The 15439-nt window shown below is 65.6% G+C and carries 12 protein-coding genes; 3 read left to right on the top strand and 9 right to left on the bottom strand.

Annotated elements, in window-relative coordinates; genetic code table 11:
• Positions 1 to 18 precede the first annotated feature (18 nt).
• The 3 genes from RS84_RS09435 to RS84_RS09445 all read right to left on the bottom strand — a co-directional run bounded on the left by RS84_RS09435 (position 19) and on the right by RS84_RS09445 (position 3733).
• Positions 19 to 1596: a family 16 glycosylhydrolase gene (locus RS84_RS09435; protein ID WP_045257561.1), complete on the bottom strand. Its 1578-nt coding sequence runs from the start codon at positions 1594 to 1596 to the stop codon at positions 19 to 21.
• 116 nt (positions 1597 to 1712) lie between these two features.
• Positions 1713 to 2600: a hypothetical protein gene (locus RS84_RS09440; RefSeq protein ID WP_200892010.1), complete on the bottom strand. Its 888-nt coding sequence runs from the start codon at positions 2598 to 2600 to the stop codon at positions 1713 to 1715.
• Positions 2601 to 2605: 5 nt separating this feature from the next.
• Complete coding sequence (locus RS84_RS09445; protein ID WP_268748611.1) at positions 2606 to 3733, bottom strand: Gfo/Idh/MocA family protein; 1128 nt, start codon at positions 3731 to 3733, stop codon at positions 2606 to 2608.
• 189 nt (positions 3734 to 3922) lie between these two features.
• Between RS84_RS09445 and RS84_RS09450 the strand changes: the two genes are divergently transcribed.
• The 3 genes from RS84_RS09450 to RS84_RS09460 are packed head-to-tail and all read left to right on the top strand — an operon-like array spanning position 3923 to position 5848.
• Positions 3923 to 4831: a glycosyltransferase family 2 protein gene (locus RS84_RS09450; RefSeq protein WP_045257562.1), complete on the top strand. Its 909-nt coding sequence runs from the start codon at positions 3923 to 3925 to the stop codon at positions 4829 to 4831.
• Positions 4832 to 4835: 4 nt separating this feature from the next.
• Positions 4836 to 5285 carry a PssD/Cps14F family polysaccharide biosynthesis glycosyltransferase gene (gene pssD / locus RS84_RS09455; RefSeq protein ID WP_045257563.1) on the top strand — a complete coding sequence of 150 codons (450 nt, stop codon included), beginning with the start codon at positions 4836 to 4838 and terminating at the stop codon, positions 5283 to 5285.
• On the top strand, positions 5282 to 5848 hold the full coding sequence (locus RS84_RS09460; protein WP_052676303.1) for a glycosyltransferase: 567 nt from the start codon (positions 5282 to 5284) through the stop codon (positions 5846 to 5848). Before pssD ends, RS84_RS09460 begins: the two co-directional genes overlap by 4 nt.
• Positions 5849 to 5868: 20 nt before the next feature.
• Here the strand turns inward: RS84_RS09460 and RS84_RS09465 are convergent, their stop codons facing one another.
• Genes RS84_RS09465 through RS84_RS09490 form a run of 6 tightly spaced genes read right to left on the bottom strand, consistent with a single transcriptional unit; the run spans position 5869 to position 15359 of the window.
• Positions 5869 to 7380 carry a lipopolysaccharide biosynthesis protein gene (locus RS84_RS09465; RefSeq protein WP_045257564.1) on the bottom strand — a complete coding sequence of 504 codons (1512 nt, stop codon included), beginning with the start codon at positions 7378 to 7380 and terminating at the stop codon, positions 5869 to 5871.
• Positions 7370 to 8713: an O-antigen ligase family protein gene (locus tag RS84_RS09470; protein ID WP_052676304.1), complete on the bottom strand. Its 1344-nt coding sequence runs from the start codon at positions 8711 to 8713 to the stop codon at positions 7370 to 7372. Before RS84_RS09470 ends, RS84_RS09465 begins: the two co-directional genes overlap by 11 nt.
• A gap of 13 nt (positions 8714 to 8726) precedes the next feature.
• A complete protein-coding gene (locus RS84_RS09475; RefSeq protein WP_045257565.1) occupies positions 8727 to 9431 on the bottom strand; it encodes a CDP-alcohol phosphatidyltransferase family protein in 705 nt (234 codons plus the stop codon).
• Positions 9428 to 13129 (bottom strand): fibronectin type III domain-containing protein, encoded by a 3702-nt coding sequence (locus tag RS84_RS09480; protein WP_045257566.1) that lies wholly within the window; start codon positions 13127 to 13129, stop codon positions 9428 to 9430. Before RS84_RS09480 ends, RS84_RS09475 begins: the two co-directional genes overlap by 4 nt.
• A gap of 32 nt (positions 13130 to 13161) precedes the next feature.
• Positions 13162 to 13770 carry a hypothetical protein gene (locus RS84_RS09485; protein ID WP_045257567.1) on the bottom strand — a complete coding sequence of 203 codons (609 nt, stop codon included), beginning with the start codon at positions 13768 to 13770 and terminating at the stop codon, positions 13162 to 13164.
• 56 nt (positions 13771 to 13826) lie between these two features.
• Positions 13827 to 15359 (bottom strand): sugar transferase, encoded by a 1533-nt coding sequence (locus RS84_RS09490; RefSeq protein ID WP_045257568.1) that lies wholly within the window; start codon positions 15357 to 15359, stop codon positions 13827 to 13829.
• Between the last annotated feature and the right edge of the window lie 80 nt (positions 15360 to 15439).

The following is a 15439-nucleotide window of genomic DNA, read 5'->3' on the forward strand; positions in this document are numbered from 1 at the left end:
GCACCCTCGCTCCTGCCGTCAGCCGGTGTAGCTCCAGACCCTTACGTAGTCGACCTGGAAGTCGAGGTTCTGCGTGGCTGATCTGTCGTTCGGGTCCGGCAGGCCCCAGTAGGTCGACGATGGCCCGACATGCAGGTTCAGTCGCATGTGGAGCGGAGAACCGAAATAGTCCGGGTTCCACAGGTTGGGATGAGTCGCGGGTGTCGCGCGAAGAAGCTCGACACCGTCGACGATCACTGCCGCGTAGGAGGGCGTGAACTCGAACGCGTAGGTGTGAAAGTCCTTCCACACGGGAGTCGCGGCGCCGTAGTCCGCGTGGTGCCAGATGTATCGCTGGTTCGCCGAGGGCGTCGAGGTGTGGGTGTGCACGGTCGTCGTCGCAGTATCAATGCGCTGGTCTCGCACGGCGGACTCGTCGTAGCCCCAGGCCTCCATGATGTCGATCTCGCCGGACTGGTTGTTCCGCAGCCAGAACGCGGCGAGCGATCCGAACGTGTTCGGTCCGCTGGGGGTCTTGGCCCGGATCTCCCAGCGGCCGTACGGCTGCGCCATGCTCACGTCGCCGGGCTTGATCTTGCGCTGATCGAGGTAACCGGTATCGTGCCAGAGCTCTGTGGGGCCGCTTTGTCCAGACGGTCGTATCGCCGGAGTGCTCCGCCAGTCCGCGCGGATGTGCAGCACCCCCGAACCATCGACGGAGACCTGATCGCGGTCCACGACTGCCGCGTCGAAGAGCAGGCCGAGATCATCCTGGCCGCGAACATTCCACTTCGTCGGATCGACGGCGGGCCTGCCCGACGAATCACGGTAGGTGAACTCGTCTCGCCAGCTCGGTGCGCCCCAGCCCGGGATGCTGCCGTCGGTCGGCTGCTCGGGGACAGGTTGCGGGGAGGTCACCGGCGGGGTCGTCGGTTCCGGTGTCGGGGCTGGCGGGGTGGGAGCTGGAGTCGCGGCGGGCTGGTCCTCCCGCACCAGATGCGCGTCGAAGCTCAAGTTGCGCGTCTGACGCCAGTTCGACAGCACCTGCACCGCCATCGTGTTGGCACCGGCTCTGAGGACACCGGCGGGAATGGTGAACGACGCCGGCGACTTGCGGGCGGTCGTCGACGACGGCGCACTGGTCGCGTAGCTCGTCGGGGTGATGCGGCCGGTGGGCGCGTTCTCACGGCCGATCTCGACACCGTTGATCCAGACGACGATGCCGTCATCCGCCCAGGTGTTGACCCAGGACCATTCCGGAAGGTCCGTGGTCAGTGTGAACGTTTTGGTGAAGTAGGTCGCGAGAGGCTGTCGCCCTGGGATCGCCGGGATCAGAGTGTTGACCTGGCCGGTGTCGGCTCCCACGCCGAAGGGGGCTGTACCGAGCTTCCAGCCCGCTGGCATGGTCTGCCATCCGGATGCGGGGGCCGCGGATCCGCGGTAGTACGACCAGCCCGAGGCGCCACGCGGGATCACCGAGGAGATCGTGTTGGAGGCCGACGAGGCCGACGCTGCCGGGCGGTCGATGACGAAGGATGCCCCCAGGAGCGCGAACGCGGCCAAGGAGGCGAACAGGAATCGAAGGAATGAGGTTCGGGTGTATGTCTTCAGCTTCATTTCGAGGGGGAGCTACGGTGCTGCGTGAACCTGCGTTCGCGCAGCACCGTCCGGTTTGCGGATGCGGGTCGAGCATTCCCCCTCGAAGCATCCTGTGGACGGGTGTGATCCGCCTACTATACGGGGTCGCTTCCCCAGAACTCCCTGACAATGGCCGTAGTGCTCTCGATCGACGACCGCGAGGAGGCCCCGAATACGATGGACTCGACGTTCGCGTGGTCGTGGATCCACTGCAGCGCTGGACGTGGTGCGATCGCCCCGGAGGCGAAGACCGACATGGCGACCGGGCGGAACGGGCGCTCGCGCAGGGCTGTCTTGTACGCGTCGATACCGCCGGACATGCGGAACCCGATCTCGTTGATGTTCGCGCACACGATCGGGTTCTTCACCCCCACGCGGTCAAGAGTGTCGAGCAGCATCGGCAGGTTCATCGTGATGAAGCCCGGCTCAGCGTTGTAGCGCTCGCGCACGTGCCGGTCGAAGATCGCGAAGGCCTCGTCGAACCCGAGTCCGAGCATGAGATCGACGACCACGTTCTGCAGGAAGATCACTGGGGTGTTCAGCCCCTGGAACATCTTCATCTCGGCGTCGACGAGCAGGGTGATGATGCCCTCGATGTCCTTCTTCACAAACGACTTGCCACCCCGTAGCGCCGCGTTCAGCAGGCCCTCCTCGGGGAGGAACTGCTTAAGCGCGCCGAGCATGCCGTTGTCGGTCACGGCGTTCGCGTACTTGTGGGCATACGGCATGCACGGGTAGAAGCGATAGTCGGCATACCGCTCGGGGTTCGCGCGCATGTGATCGCAGACCTCCGCGATGCGCTCGTGCGTCGTGCACATAAGCGTGCGGATGCCGTTGTCGAGGGCGATGTCGACCACGTCGAGGATCGCCTTCGTGTCCTGAAAACGGATCGCCTGCGCGCGCGCCTTCTCCTCGGACATGTGGTTGATGCCGAAGAACTGGTTGTCGCCGAGCAGCAACCGGTCCATGGTCGTGGTGGTCATCTCGCTCATGCTTTCCTCCCGCGTCCGAAGAGTCCGCGTCTCGTCGTGGGAGCCACGGCGACCGCGGCGGGCACCGGTGCGGAGGCCGCGCCGGTAGCGGAGTCCTGCAGAATCCACTCGATGACGCGGTCGGTCTCGGCCGCGCCGGCGAAGCCGTTCTGGCGCGCCTCCTTCTCGCCGGCGGCGACGGCGTCGACGAACGATTCCAGCTGTGCACTGTACTCCTCGCCGCGCAGATAGAACGACACCTGCTCGGTGAGGTCCGTGGTGTACGAGATGTTCCATCCTGCGCGGTACCCGGCAGGGAGAGCTGCGCCTTCGCGCAAGTAGACTCGGAGCTCCTGACGATCGGCGACGATACGCCCCTGCGAGCCGCTGATCGTGATGGACGTCGACATCTTGCGGTATGACTCGTCGGACCAGTTGACGGACAGCTGCACGCTGAGTCCGTCGGCGTAGTCGAGCGTCGAGTACACCTCGTCATCGGTGTCGGCGGAGAAGATGCTGTTCAGCACCGAACCGCGTACGCGCTGGGGGGTGCCCAGATACCAATTGACGAGGTCGAGAGGATGGGCGGCATAGTCGTACAGGCACCCGCCGCCGGTCGTGCGCTTGCTGCGCCAGGTCGAGCCCTTCGGCTTGAGCACGACGGGGCCGTAGGCCTCAGCCAAGACGTGCGTCACCTGCCCCAGAGCTCCGGCATCCAGGAGGCGCTTGACCTCCTGGAACGTAGCGATGAAGCGGTTGTGGTACCCGACCTGCGCGATGAGGCCGCGCTCAGCAGCCAGGGCAGCCAGCTCGATGGACTCGGCGGCCGTGAGCGTGAGCGGCTTCTCGCAGAAGACGTGCACACCGCGGTCCAGTGCGCTGCGCACCAGCGCAGCGTGCGACCCGGTGGGCGTGGCGATGACGATCGCCTCCGGCGTCGCCTCCTCCAGCATCTTGTCGAGCGACGAGAACGTCGCGGCACCCGTGTACTTGTTCAGCACGTCGAGCAGATACTCGGTGGCGTCGACGACGCCCACCAGCTCCACGTTCCTCAGTGCGCGGACGATCGCAAGATGGGAGAGTCCCATCTTGCCGACACCCACGACACCGACACGAACACGTCGTGTACCAGTGTTTTGCGGCACGACGAAATCCCTTCCCCAGTTGATTCCCCTATAGCGCTCCTCCCCTAAGGAGCTCCATTCGCTATAATAACCCGAAAGATCGCGCAGATGTCAGTGCGAGTCGCCAGTTCGGGATGGGGCCCGGACGGGCAAGGGGATCTCGAGTCTGTTTGCGACAGAACTCGGACGCGTCACATAAGGGGAGTGCGCATGGTGGAAGTCTCTGTCGTCCTGCCGACACACAACAGGCCCGAGCTGATGAAGCTTGGAGTCGAGAGCGTGCTCGCGCAGGGTACGACCGTCACCGGGGAGGTCGTCATCGTCTTCGATGCCTGCCCCGTCGAGGTGCCGGACGTGCCGGTGCCGGATGGATGGATCGTGCGCGGCATCTCTAACACTCGCAGCCGCGGTCTCGCAGGCGCCCGTAACTCGGGGATTCTGGCTGCGGAGGGCCGGCTGGTCGCGTTCCTGGATGACGACGATGAATGGCTGCCGGGGAAGCTCGACGCCCAGCTGCGGCGGTTCGCGGAGAAGCCGGATGCCATGGTCGTCGGTACAGCGATGGTCGTCGACGATGGTGACAACCGCATCGTGCGACGGGTGCCGTCCGACGAGCTCTCCCACGAAGACTTCCTCCGCAACCGGAACCCTGGTCTGCACTCGTCGAGCCTCATGTTCCGCAGAGAGGTGCTGCTAGGCGATCTCGGGTTGATCGATGAGGAACTGCCACGCAGCTACGGTGAGGACTACGACATCCTTCTTCGCGGGTCCGCGCTCGGTCTCGTGACGGTCGTGAACGAGCCACTGGTCCGCGTGCTCTGGAACGGCCAGTCCTACTACTTCGGACAGTGGGCCGCCTATGCCGAAGCGCTGCAGTACCTATTGGCCAAGCACCCGGACTTCGCGACGATCCCCGCCGCGCTAGGACGCATCGAGGCGCAGGTCGCCTTCGCGCTGGCATCGGCCGGTAAGCGCAAGGAATCCCGTTCATGGGCCTGGCGGGCGCTCCGGCACAACCCGGGACAGGTGAAGGCGGCGCTCGCGCTTGCCATCTCATGGAAGCTCGTCACGCCGCAAGCGATCACGAAGATCGTCCAGAAGTTCGGTCGGGGGATCTGAGCCCATGAAGATCCTCATCGCCTGCTCGTCGGGAGGACACCTCACTCAAGCGCTCGCCCTGCGCGAGTGGTGGGGCGAGCACGAGCGCTGCTGGGCGACCTTCCCCGTAGAAGACGCGCGTTCGCGACTCTCAGAGGAGAAGGTCTACGAGATCCACTACCCGACCGTACGCAACGTGCCCAACCTGCTGCGGAATTTCGGCCTTGCGAGACGGGTGCTTGCGGCGGAGCGTCCGGACGTGGTCTTCTCGACGGGTGCCGCGATCGCTCTGCCGTTCTTCACACAGGCGCGCTTCTTCGGTGCCCGCACCGTATACCTCGAACCCGTCGATCGCATCACGTCGCCGGGACTGAGCGGGCGCCTCGTGTACCCCTTCGCCGACGAGTTCCTCGTGCAGTGGGAGCAGATGCGGGAGTTCTACCCCGGATCGCGCAACGTGGGAGTCGTCCTGTGACCGGCTCGCTGATCGTGGTGTCCGCCGGAACCTACCATCTGCCATTCGACCGCCTCTCCTCATGGGTCGAGGAGTGGCTCGTCCGCAACCCCGGGGCCAGGGTCGTCATGCAGCATGGGCCGTCCGCGCCCGTCGCCGGTGCAGAGAACGTCGAGATCCTGCCTTACTCGGAACTGCTGGAGCTGTGCCGGAAGGCCGATGCGGTGGTGTTGCAGGGCGGTGCAGGCGGAGTCATGGACATGCGAGCGCTCGGTATCGTGCCCATCGTTGTGCCCCGGGTCCCGGGCGACGGAGAAGTGGTCGACGACCATCAGCTCGTGTTCAGCGCCGAGATGGCTGATCTCGGCATCATCCGCCGCGCGCTCAGGTCGGACGAGCTGTCCGACCTGATCGATCGCTCGTTGTCCGGTGAGATGGCGCCGCCCGGCACGATCGCCACTCCAGGAGCCGATGCCGTGCGTGCGCTGCTCGAGCGCCCCATCCGCCGGGCGCGGTGGTACGCGTTCCTGCCTCGGGGTGTGCGCAGTCTCACCGCGATCGTCGCCGCCAAGCTGCGTCGTTGAGTCACTCCGCCACCGGAACCTCAGGCCCAGCGGCCGATGAACGGAATTCGACGCCAGAGCGTCTCGACGTGCAGCGGACGTCTGAGCAGCCACAGCACGGCCGCGTAGACCACGCACAACGCGGCACCGGCGAGCAACAGCACGATGAGGCTGGACCCCGCCCACCAGGTGACGAGGAACCCGCCCCCGCCGAACACGAGCACCGGCGGGAGCATCGGAGCGATGAGCCTCGTGGGCTGCAGGTCGACGTGCATCCGATGATGCACCTGCACGGCGGCGATGAGGTTGTCAGTGACGACCACGATCATCCAGGTCACAGCTGCTCCCCAGACGCCGAGCAACGGCACGAGCGCCAGGTTGCCGCCGATGCTCAGGCCCAACGCGATCGCCTTGTTGTACATCTGCCATGTGCTCTTGCCACCCTGCAACAGGATGCTCTGCAGCATGCCGCACGCGGTCTGGAACATCATCGCGAGCGAGAGCAGGACCATGGGTCCCCAACCGGAGCGGAACTCCGCGCCGAAGATTCCGAGCACGGCCGGGCCCATCGAGACGAGCAACATGTAGAACGGCCAGTTCATGAGGATCATCGCGCGCACGACCGAGGTGTGCAACCGCGTCGACTCGCGGTAGTCCTCACGAGCCAGCAGCGCCGAGATCGTGGGCGAGACCGCCACGCGCATGGCCTTGTCGACAACGCCGCCCGCCCGGACGGCGCGCGTGATGACGGCGTACACGCCGGCGGAAGACGGAGACGCCAACGCAGCGATGATGAGCACATCTGACCATTCGAGGGCGGTCTCGAGGCCGGAGCTCACTGTGCGCGGAGCGTTGAAGCGCCAGAAGCCACTGAACGTAGGTCGAGTCTCCCGCGTGCTCTCACCACGCCGCCGGAAGTCGCGCACGAAGGGCATGGCGATCGTCGCGACCGTCACGATCAGCCAGAACGGCAGCGGAAGCAGCCACGCTTCGAACGCGCCCCACGCCGCGACGCCGGCGAATGACACCGCGAGGAGCACCGTCAGCAGTCGGCTCGCGGGCAGCAGGATGCTCTGCAACAGCGTGAATGCTGCGACGCCGCGCAACATCCGTGCGCCGATCTGAAGAACGCCGATGAGCGCTCCCATCACGACATACGGCACCATGGCACGGAGCAAGTCGGCCATCGCCGCGGCATCCTCGGGGGTTGCCAGCCACGCTCCCAACGCATCTGCGAGCAGCCAGACGCCCAGCGACACCAGACCGGATATGACTGCGACCGGGCCGACCGCGAACATGACGATCCGCCACTCGGCGCCGGCGCGGTGGAACGCGCGCTGCTCAGCGATGTACCGGACGATGCCGCTGTTGGTGCCGAGGCGCAGCACCTGCGTGAGGATCGTGAAGACGCCCATCGCCTGGAAGAACAGCCCTGTGCCGTCGGCTCCGAGGGCGTTGCCGACGATTGCGGTGAGTAGCAGCGCCGCGAGCGCGGCGAATGCCGATCCGAAGAGGCTGATCAGACCACTCCGTGCGAGACCCTCACTCTTCATTCTTGGCTCGTGCGAACGGCATGGGCTGCGGCGTCCAGTAGGACGAGTTGCCCAGGTACTTCTCCCGCAGCAGCATGGCGAGGGCGATTCCGACGAACACCAGCTGACGGTCGAGACCGTAGAAGATCGAGAGGAATACCGTCACGACGGCACTGGCGTGGATCCACACGGCAGAGAGATTCGGTGCGTCGAACGTGCGCACCGCCCCCATCACGATCATGCCGAGGAACAGAAAGAGTCCTACGAGGCCGAAGCAGAACATGGCGTTCCAGATCGCACCCTGGGTTCCGACGTAGATCTCGCTCCAGGTGCTGGGGCGCGGCGCCCCGTAGCCGAGGATGGGCGACTGCAGAGTCCGCTCCCAGGTCTCGGCGTAGAGGTTTCCCCGGCCCTCCGTCGTATCGACGGTCTCCTGGCGCGCGACGATGCCGTCGAGGAAGCCGGAGAGGAACAGGATGACAGCCCCCGCGATGCCGAGGGTCGTCACCCAGAAGAAGGCCAGGAGGCGGCCGCGGATCAAGAGGCAGAAGAGCACGTAGACGACGGCGCCGGCGAGGCCGAGGAACAGGCCGCGGTTCGTGGTGGCGATGGCCGGCGGGATGGCTGCGACGAGTGTGATGACGAGTACCCACATGGCACGCGCGGTCCGGTGCCCGATCGCGTTGCCGATGGCGATCGGGGTGAGCACGGCCATCGCAGCGCCCCAGCCGTTCGTGTAGGAGAAGGGCGCCGAAGGGCGGACGAAGGGTTCCGCTGCTCCCCATGGCGTCTGGATCTCGGCGAGTGTCGGGAACACGAGCTCCGACACGTAGTCGTTGCTCGAGATCGCGTCGGGGAGAAGCCGCCCGATCGTCATCGTCAGCTGCACCTCTGGAAAGAGCATGCCCAGATAACCGCCTACGATCACGAACATCCAGATGAAGGTCAGTCCGTTGAGGATGCGCTTGGGTGTCAGCGAGGAGCGGGCGTTGACGATGTATACCATGATGATCGCCAGCGCGAGGAACTGGCTGAACCGCACACCGAGGCCGACGCCGCGGCCGAGCTGATCGATCATCAACGCCGAGGGGATCATCCACAGCACGAAGCCGATCCACGGCAGGATGCCCGGAACGATGAGGATGCGGCGGCGCATGATCAGCAGCGCGAGCATAGGGATCGCCATGATCACCGACGCGAAGGGGAGCATCCCGACGAGCCAGAACAGGGGATAGCCCCACAGCACCGTCAGCACCGGCCAGGCAGGAAGGACCCTCGTCTCGACTTCGAGGCTTGCATCCTGACCGGTCGCTGCGATCAGCGAACGGCTGGGCGATGCGATGAGGGAGGGCATGAGTGACTCTCAGTCAGAGGGATGCGAGCTGGACGTACTTGCGCCGGAGTGACCCGGCGAAGAACAGCAAGTGCCAGACGAACATACCGGCGTAGAGAATCGCGAAGGCGGTCGGAAGACCGATGATCGCGAGGATGAAGTACGCCGTGGAGGGATCCTGCGGCTGCTTGAGTATAGATTCCAGGATGCCGGATCGTGAGTCGTCGGTGCTTCTTGGCGCCTTGGGGAGCAGCTTCTCAGCGAGCAACTGCGAGAGGAACCAGGCGGATGCGACGACTGCGGAGAGCGCGGCGACAAGCACCAGCCACGATGCGGCACCGGTCAATAGCAGGTGGACCGCGACAGCGATGTGGACGAGCGGCGCGCGGATTCCGTCGACGACGTGGTCGAGCCACTCGCCGGCCGGGCCGCTTCGCCCTTGGATCCGAGCGAGCTGTCCATCAGCCGAGTCGAACACGTATCCGATGAGCAGCAGGATCGCCGCGACAGGACCTGACCACCACTGCGGGATCGCGGCGAGGACGACGATGCCAACCGCACCGGAGGCGGCGCTGATCGCCGTGACTCCGTTGGGAGTGCCACCCAGCGCCGCTGCGAGAACTGCGACGCGACCGCCGAGTGGGCGATTGACCCAGCGGAGGTAGGCGGGAACACCCGCACCTGCCTTCTGTGCAGATGCGAGCGCCCGCCGCGCGTCAGCGTAGGAAACCCTGCTCATTCGCGAAGCATACTCAATGCGAGGTCGAAACTGAGGTCAGGGGTACTGCGGTAGTTGGCGTGAACCGACGCGGAGATCACGTTCGTGCCTTCCACCAGCAGTGCGGCAGGAACCGTGAACGTCACCTGATTCGCGACCGCGGTGGAATAGCGCGGCGCTGCTGTGGCGTAGCTGTTCTGCGTGATCGTTCCAGTTCCGAGGTTCGCCCGACCGAGCTCGACGCCGTTCAGGTAGACCACGACGCCATCATCAGCGATGACGGAGACGGTGCCATCGTGCACGCCAGCGGCATCGACGACCGTGAACGCGTGACGGAACTGCGCACTGATCGGCTTCGTCGCGAGGTTGGTCGGGTCGATATTCGTCGCCGCTGTAGTCACCCCGCGTGCCAGTACCCCTTGGCCGGTGGACCACGCCGATGCGTCGAACGACATCGTGTTCCAGTCGGTGGGCAGCGCATCGGCGGAGTAGCGCCATGACCAGGCGGAACCGGCCGCGATGGTGACCGGCAGTTCATTGTCGGACGGGGGCGCCGCAGTGGTCACCTGAACTTCTGCCGGGGCAGAGAGGAGTCCACCGATTCCGACGGCCGTCACCGCGTAGTTGTACGCCGTCGAGGCCGTGAGTCCACTCTCAGTGAAGGTGAGCGTCGCGGCATCTGTCGTGCCGACCTGCTGACCGTCCCTGCTGATCGCGTACGACTGCGGTTCGGTTCCGCTGGCCGGGGCCGACCAGGTGAGCGTCGCCGAGTCCACGGTGCTCGTGGCGGCGAGACCGCCTACGGCGTCCGGAGCCGCGGGTGCTGCGCCGCGCTCGGCAGTGAAACTCAGGTCGAAGCTCAGGTCCGCGGTCGAACGGTAGTTGGCATGAACGGAGGCGGCCAGCACGTTGGTGCCGTCAACGAGGGCGCCCTGAGGTACGTCGAACAGCACGCGGTTCGCGGATGCCGTGGCGTGAGAGATCACGGCGTTCGCGTACGTGTTCTGCGTGATCGCGCCTGCGGGCATGCGCACTCGTCCGAGCTCGGTGCCATTCAGATAGAGCACGACGCCGTCGTTCGCAATCACGGAGATCTTCCCGTTGACGACGCTGAGCGCGTCCTGAACCTGGAACTGCGTGCGGAACTGCGCGCTGATCGGCTTCGTCACGAGGTTCGTCGGATCGATGTTCGTCGTCGCCGAGGCAACGCCACGAGCGAAGAATCCGTTGCCGGTCGCCCACGCGGAGGCATCGAATGCCGTGGACGCCCAGTCGGACGGAAGCGCGTCGGAGGAGTAGCGCCACTTCCACGCCGACCCGTTCTCGACGAACGTGAGGGCAGTCTCAGGGGCAGGTTCGGCCACGAACGCAGCTGTGCTCGCCGAGCGGTTGCCCGCGTTGTCACGGGCTCGAACGTAGTAGTTCGTCGGATCCTCCGTGATCGGGACGGTGTACGCCGCAGACGTCGTCGACGCGATCACACGATTGTCGCGGAGGATCTCGTAAGTCACGCCGTTGGTATCCGTCGACCCGGTCCAGGTGAGGTTCGCCGTGGTCCCGCCGTTGCTGGTGGTCGCGGTGATCTCTCCTGGTTTCGTCGGAGCCGTCGTGTCACGGGGTGCGAAGCGTACGAAGCCGCCGGACCACTGGTTCGTCTCGCCAGCGCGCACGGAGCGAGTGAAATCGCCGCCGACCCAGAGCACTCCGGTGCTGTCGAAGAACGTGCCCCATGCTCCATATCCGGCGCGAGCCTGAAGGGTAGGGGACCATTCGTAGACGTACTTGCCGGTCTGCGCGTTCCAGGCGCCAACGAGGTTCATCTTGTCGCCCTGAGTCCAGCCGGTGCCGATATCGCTCCACGAGTAGGCATCCTGGTAGACCCAGTACCCGCAGTGGCATCCACCGACGACGAGTGACGAATCGGCGTTGTGCTCCACAGTCTGGAAATCGCCGCCCGCCTTCGTGATCGAGCCGTTGACGCGCTCGAACGTGTTGCGGTCATAAGCGAACAGCGAGTGCTCCGAGCCGCCGAGCCAGACCTTGCCGCCGGCCTCTGTGACACCGAGCTGCCAGATGTTGCCCGTGTAGTTGCCGGACGCGTCGATCGAAGCCTTGCTGAACTTCGGCACCCAGAGCGGATCCACCAGCGGAGCGCCTGCCGTGGTCTGGATGGCTGCGGCGCTCGGAGTCGATGTGCTCTGCTTCATCTTGAAGTATCCCGAGAAGTACGCGCGGTCACCGAGGTCGGACGCGTCGACTGCGACGGACGTGCCGTTCAGGAACGCGTTCCAGTTTGTGTCGGGGCGGCCGGTCGTGAGGTTGATGCGTCCGCCGTTCCAGGCGCTGGCGCTCGAGGTGGAGCCGACAGCGGTGAGGTGCGTCATCGAGCCTGCGACATACAGGTAGTTGCCCTGGACGTCGAGGTCGCGGATGTAAGGGACCCCGCCGGTGGTGCGGTGCTCGGCGAACACCTGCCAACCGGTGAGCTGACCGGTGTCGGGATCAAGGATGGCGATACCTGCCTGGGAGGTGCCATTGACCATGGAGAACTGACCCGCGACAGCGAGTCGTCCGTCGGGAAGTCCGGTGATCGCCTTGACCTGGCCGTTCAGCTGCGGCCGGAAAGAGGAGACCCATTCACCGCTGGCGACATCGAAGGCGGCGATGTACGGCTGCTCGACCTGGTCGGCGCCCGCCTCGGTACGCTGCACGTACTTGAAGTTTCCTCCGACGTAGACCTTGCCGTCGACCTCACCGAATTCGGCGACTTCGGTGTTGAGCTCCCCGCTGCTTCCGTTGGCGAATCCGGAGACGCCCCATTTGGTCGTCAGCGCATTGCTGTCGGGAATGTTGGAATGCGTGGTCTGAGGTGTGCCGCTCGCCGGCACGGTACCGAAGTCGAGGGACGAGAGTTTCAGCTGCGGGCGCAGGAACATCTGCGTGAACGGGCGTGCGTATCCCTGACCCGACGGGCTCCACAGGTATGACGTCGCGGACGTGCTTCCCCCGGTGCTCGAGCCGAACGCGAATCCGTTCAGGAAGTTGTGGGTCGACTGCTCGCTGAAAACCACTCGGCGTTGCTGGTTGTTGCTACCGAAGTTGTTGGTCTGCCCGCCGGTGCCCGACACCCCGTCGAACGAGAAGGTCTTCACCCGATGCTCCGCACCGAACGTCCAGACCCACCGGTCACGCTGGGTGAAGCTGAAACGGGCTTCCTGCCACGTGGTGCCGCTGGTGTTGGTCGCCCGGCGGAGACGCACGCCGTCAGCGAGGGCATCCACGCGACCGCCGTTCAGCAGTCCGTCGACCGTCGCCGCAGGCAGCTGGGCGGGCTGGAAGGCGTCCGTCCCGGTCGGTGTGTTGCGGAGTTGAGCCGCCGTGCGAAGACCGTTGTAGCCTTCCTTCCAGCCTTCGCGGCCGCGACCGATGAGCACCCAGCCTCCGCCGGAGGTGGTCTGGTCGCAGTAGAACTGTTCGGGCGCGACCAGCGAGGGCGTGACGAGCCAGTAGATGCCGTCGGTGGATGACGGATAGTTCTGCTTGACCTCCCAGCAGGAGGCCGCGGCGGTCTCCTGGGTGAGGCCGTCTGGCAGCGGTGCTGCCGCGGACGCCGCTGCGACCGGGGTCATCAGCGACCCCATCAATGCTGCAGCGGCGATGGCTGCGCCCGCTGCGAGGCGTGCGGAGAACGACCGCCGTGTGGTGGATGTGATGGTCATGATCTTCCTGTCGGGTATGAGAAGCCACGCATTCAGGCTGCGGGGCAGTCCTGAATGTCGGGGATGTCGTGAGACGAGATCTTCCAGGTGTCGTTCTCGAAGACGGCCCCATAGATGTGGGCCACGGGTCGGCCCGGGTTGTACAGCGAGTTCTTCATCGAGTTGCCCGAGGCATCGAGAACGTCGACCTTCGAGACGTCAACGCACACTTTCAGCGTGATGGTTGCGGGTGTGGCGGCGAGGTCGACGGCAGTCGGGGTCACGCTCGTCACGACCGCGCTGCCCACCTGCTTGTATCCGAGATCGAACTGCTCCCGTGCGTGGGACTGCAATTCGCCCAGTACCCAGCCGGTGGCGATCGATTCGATTCCGACGGCCGAACCGTCCCCGCGTTGGCTGATCTCGTCGAGCGCGGCTATGACAGCGTCCGCGGAAGCGGTCGCCCGCTGCACCTCGGATTCCTCGTTCGTGCTCATCGGGCCCGGCGCTGGGGTCGGCACAGACGTGAGTGGTGACACCGAAGTGTCGCTGTCGTCACCGCTGTCTGCGGGCTGCTCAGTGGAGGACGCAGTCGGAGCGGATGGCGTCGAGTTGGTGAGAACGATGGCGACCGTGGCAACGGCGATTGCGAGGGCGGTCACCGCGGCGATGCTGATCCAGCGTCTGACTGGCCGTGTTTCGGCGTTTGAAGTGTTCATCAGTATGCCCCGCTCGGCTGCACCATGACCTTGGCGGTGCGCCACATGATCTGCAGGTCGTTGACGACAGACCAGTTCTCGACGTACCGGAGGTCGAGGCGGACGCTCTCGTCCCACGAGAGATCGCTGCGGCCGGAGACCTGCCAGAGACCCGTGATGCCGGGCTTGATGTACAGGCGACGGAACACGGTTCCGTCGTAGGCGGTGACCTCGCTGGGCAGCGGCGGGCGAGGCCCGACCACGCTCATGTCTCCGGTCAGCACGTTCCAGAACTGCGGCAGCTCGTCGAGCGACAGCTTGCGCAGCACGCGACCCACACGGGTCACACGCGGGTCGTCCTTCATCTTGAACAGCAGGCCGGCACCTTCGTTCTGCTCCTTGAGAGCGGTGAGCTGCTGCTCGGCATCCGTCTTCATGGAGCGGAACTTGACCATCTTGAACGTGCGCCCGTCGCGCCCCACCCGCTCCTGGAAGAAGAACAGCGGACCCGGGGAATCGAGCTTCACGAGCAGTGCGATCACCGGCGTCGCCAGGGCGATCGGGATCAGCGCGAGGGTCGCCACGACGACGTCGAGCGCACGCTTGAGAACGTGCCGACCGCCTTCGTACGTCGGGATCTGCACCTGGATCAGGGGCAGGCCCTCGACGGGGGCGAAGGAGATGCGGGGACCTGCGACGTCGGTCAGGCGACTGGAGAGTACGAGCTCGGCCGCCGTGCCCTCCAGCTGCCAGCTCAGCTTCTTGATGAACTCCGGGTCGCCGTCGGGCCGGCTCGCCACGATGATCGTGTCGGCGCCGAGCTCCGCCGCGACGGATGCGACGGTGTTGACGTTGCCCAGCACGGGGAAACGCGCGCCGTCGATGTCGACGTCGCGAGCATTGCCGTCGAGGAGAGTGGCCCCGACCACCTGGTACCCGGAAGGGCCGATCGGATGCAGCGTGCTCACCACGTACTCGACGTCGTCTTTGTTGCCCACGACCAGGGTGCGTGAGGTGAACCGGCCGTTCACCCGCTGCGCGCCCAGCCAGTTGCGCCACGCCCACCGCGTGATCAGCAGTGCGAGCAGCCCGACAGGCAGCCCGACGAGCAGCACGAGCTGCAGGTGCTGCCAGGCCAGCAGCACCCCGATCATCGCGGTCATCCCGAATGCGAGACCGCTGGCGTGCACGACGCTGCGGTACTCAGCGGCGCTGGCGCGGAAGAGAGCTGCATCCCGAGTGTGCAGCGCACTGAGCGTCAGGTACCAGAGTCCACCCAGCAGGATGCCGTCGCGCAGGGCCTCTTCCCCTGCGGCGCCGACGACCAGCTGGATCGCCGCTGTGATACCGACCGCGAAGAGGATGCCGACGGCATCCGTGATCCGCAGTCGCATCCGGTAGCGGCGCTCCCATTGGCGGCGCCGCTCGAGGGTGGCGGACACACGCGGCGCGATGGCCGGGCGCGGTGCCACCCTGGTGACCCGTGGTGCAGAGGCCGGCAGAAAGACCGAGCCCGTGCGAGCGATGCTGACAGCATCCTCGACGGAGGTCATGCCGACGCCTCACAGGCCGTCAATGTACGCAGAAATCCCCAGTGCGACATAGTGTTCCCCAGTTGTTCCCCAGACCGAGA

This window comes from Microbacterium hydrocarbonoxydans (genome assembly GCF_000956475.1).
In the GTDB taxonomy this organism is placed as follows: domain Bacteria; phylum Actinomycetota; class Actinomycetes; order Actinomycetales; family Microbacteriaceae; genus Microbacterium; species Microbacterium hydrocarbonoxydans_A.

What these genes read in the sequence shown, in the direction of transcription:
- RS84_RS09435 (WP_045257561.1), bottom strand. Translation starts at nt 1,596, where the DNA reads ATGAAGCTGAAGACATACACCCGAACCTCATTCCTTCGATTCCTGTTC.
- RS84_RS09440 (WP_200892010.1), bottom strand. Translation starts at nt 2,600, where the DNA reads ATGACCACCACGACCATGGACCGGTTGCTGCTCGGCGACAACCAGTTC.
- RS84_RS09450 (WP_045257562.1), top strand. Translation starts at nt 3,923, where the DNA reads ATGGTGGAAGTCTCTGTCGTCCTGCCGACACACAACAGGCCCGAGCTG.
- pssD (WP_045257563.1), top strand. Translation starts at nt 4,836, where the DNA reads ATGAAGATCCTCATCGCCTGCTCGTCGGGAGGACACCTCACTCAAGCG.
- RS84_RS09465 (WP_045257564.1), bottom strand. Translation starts at nt 7,380, where the DNA reads ATGAAGAGTGAGGGTCTCGCACGGAGTGGTCTGATCAGCCTCTTCGGA.
- RS84_RS09470 (WP_052676304.1), bottom strand. Translation starts at nt 8,713, where the DNA reads ATGCCCTCCCTCATCGCATCGCCCAGCCGTTCGCTGATCGCAGCGACC.
- RS84_RS09475 (WP_045257565.1), bottom strand. Translation starts at nt 9,431, where the DNA reads ATGAGCAGGGTTTCCTACGCTGACGCGCGGCGGGCGCTCGCATCTGCA.
- RS84_RS09480 (WP_045257566.1), bottom strand. Translation starts at nt 13,129, where the DNA reads ATGACCATCACATCCACCACACGGCGGTCGTTCTCCGCACGCCTCGCA.
- RS84_RS09490 (WP_045257568.1), bottom strand. Translation starts at nt 15,359, where the DNA reads ATGACCTCCGTCGAGGATGCTGTCAGCATCGCTCGCACGGGCTCGGTC.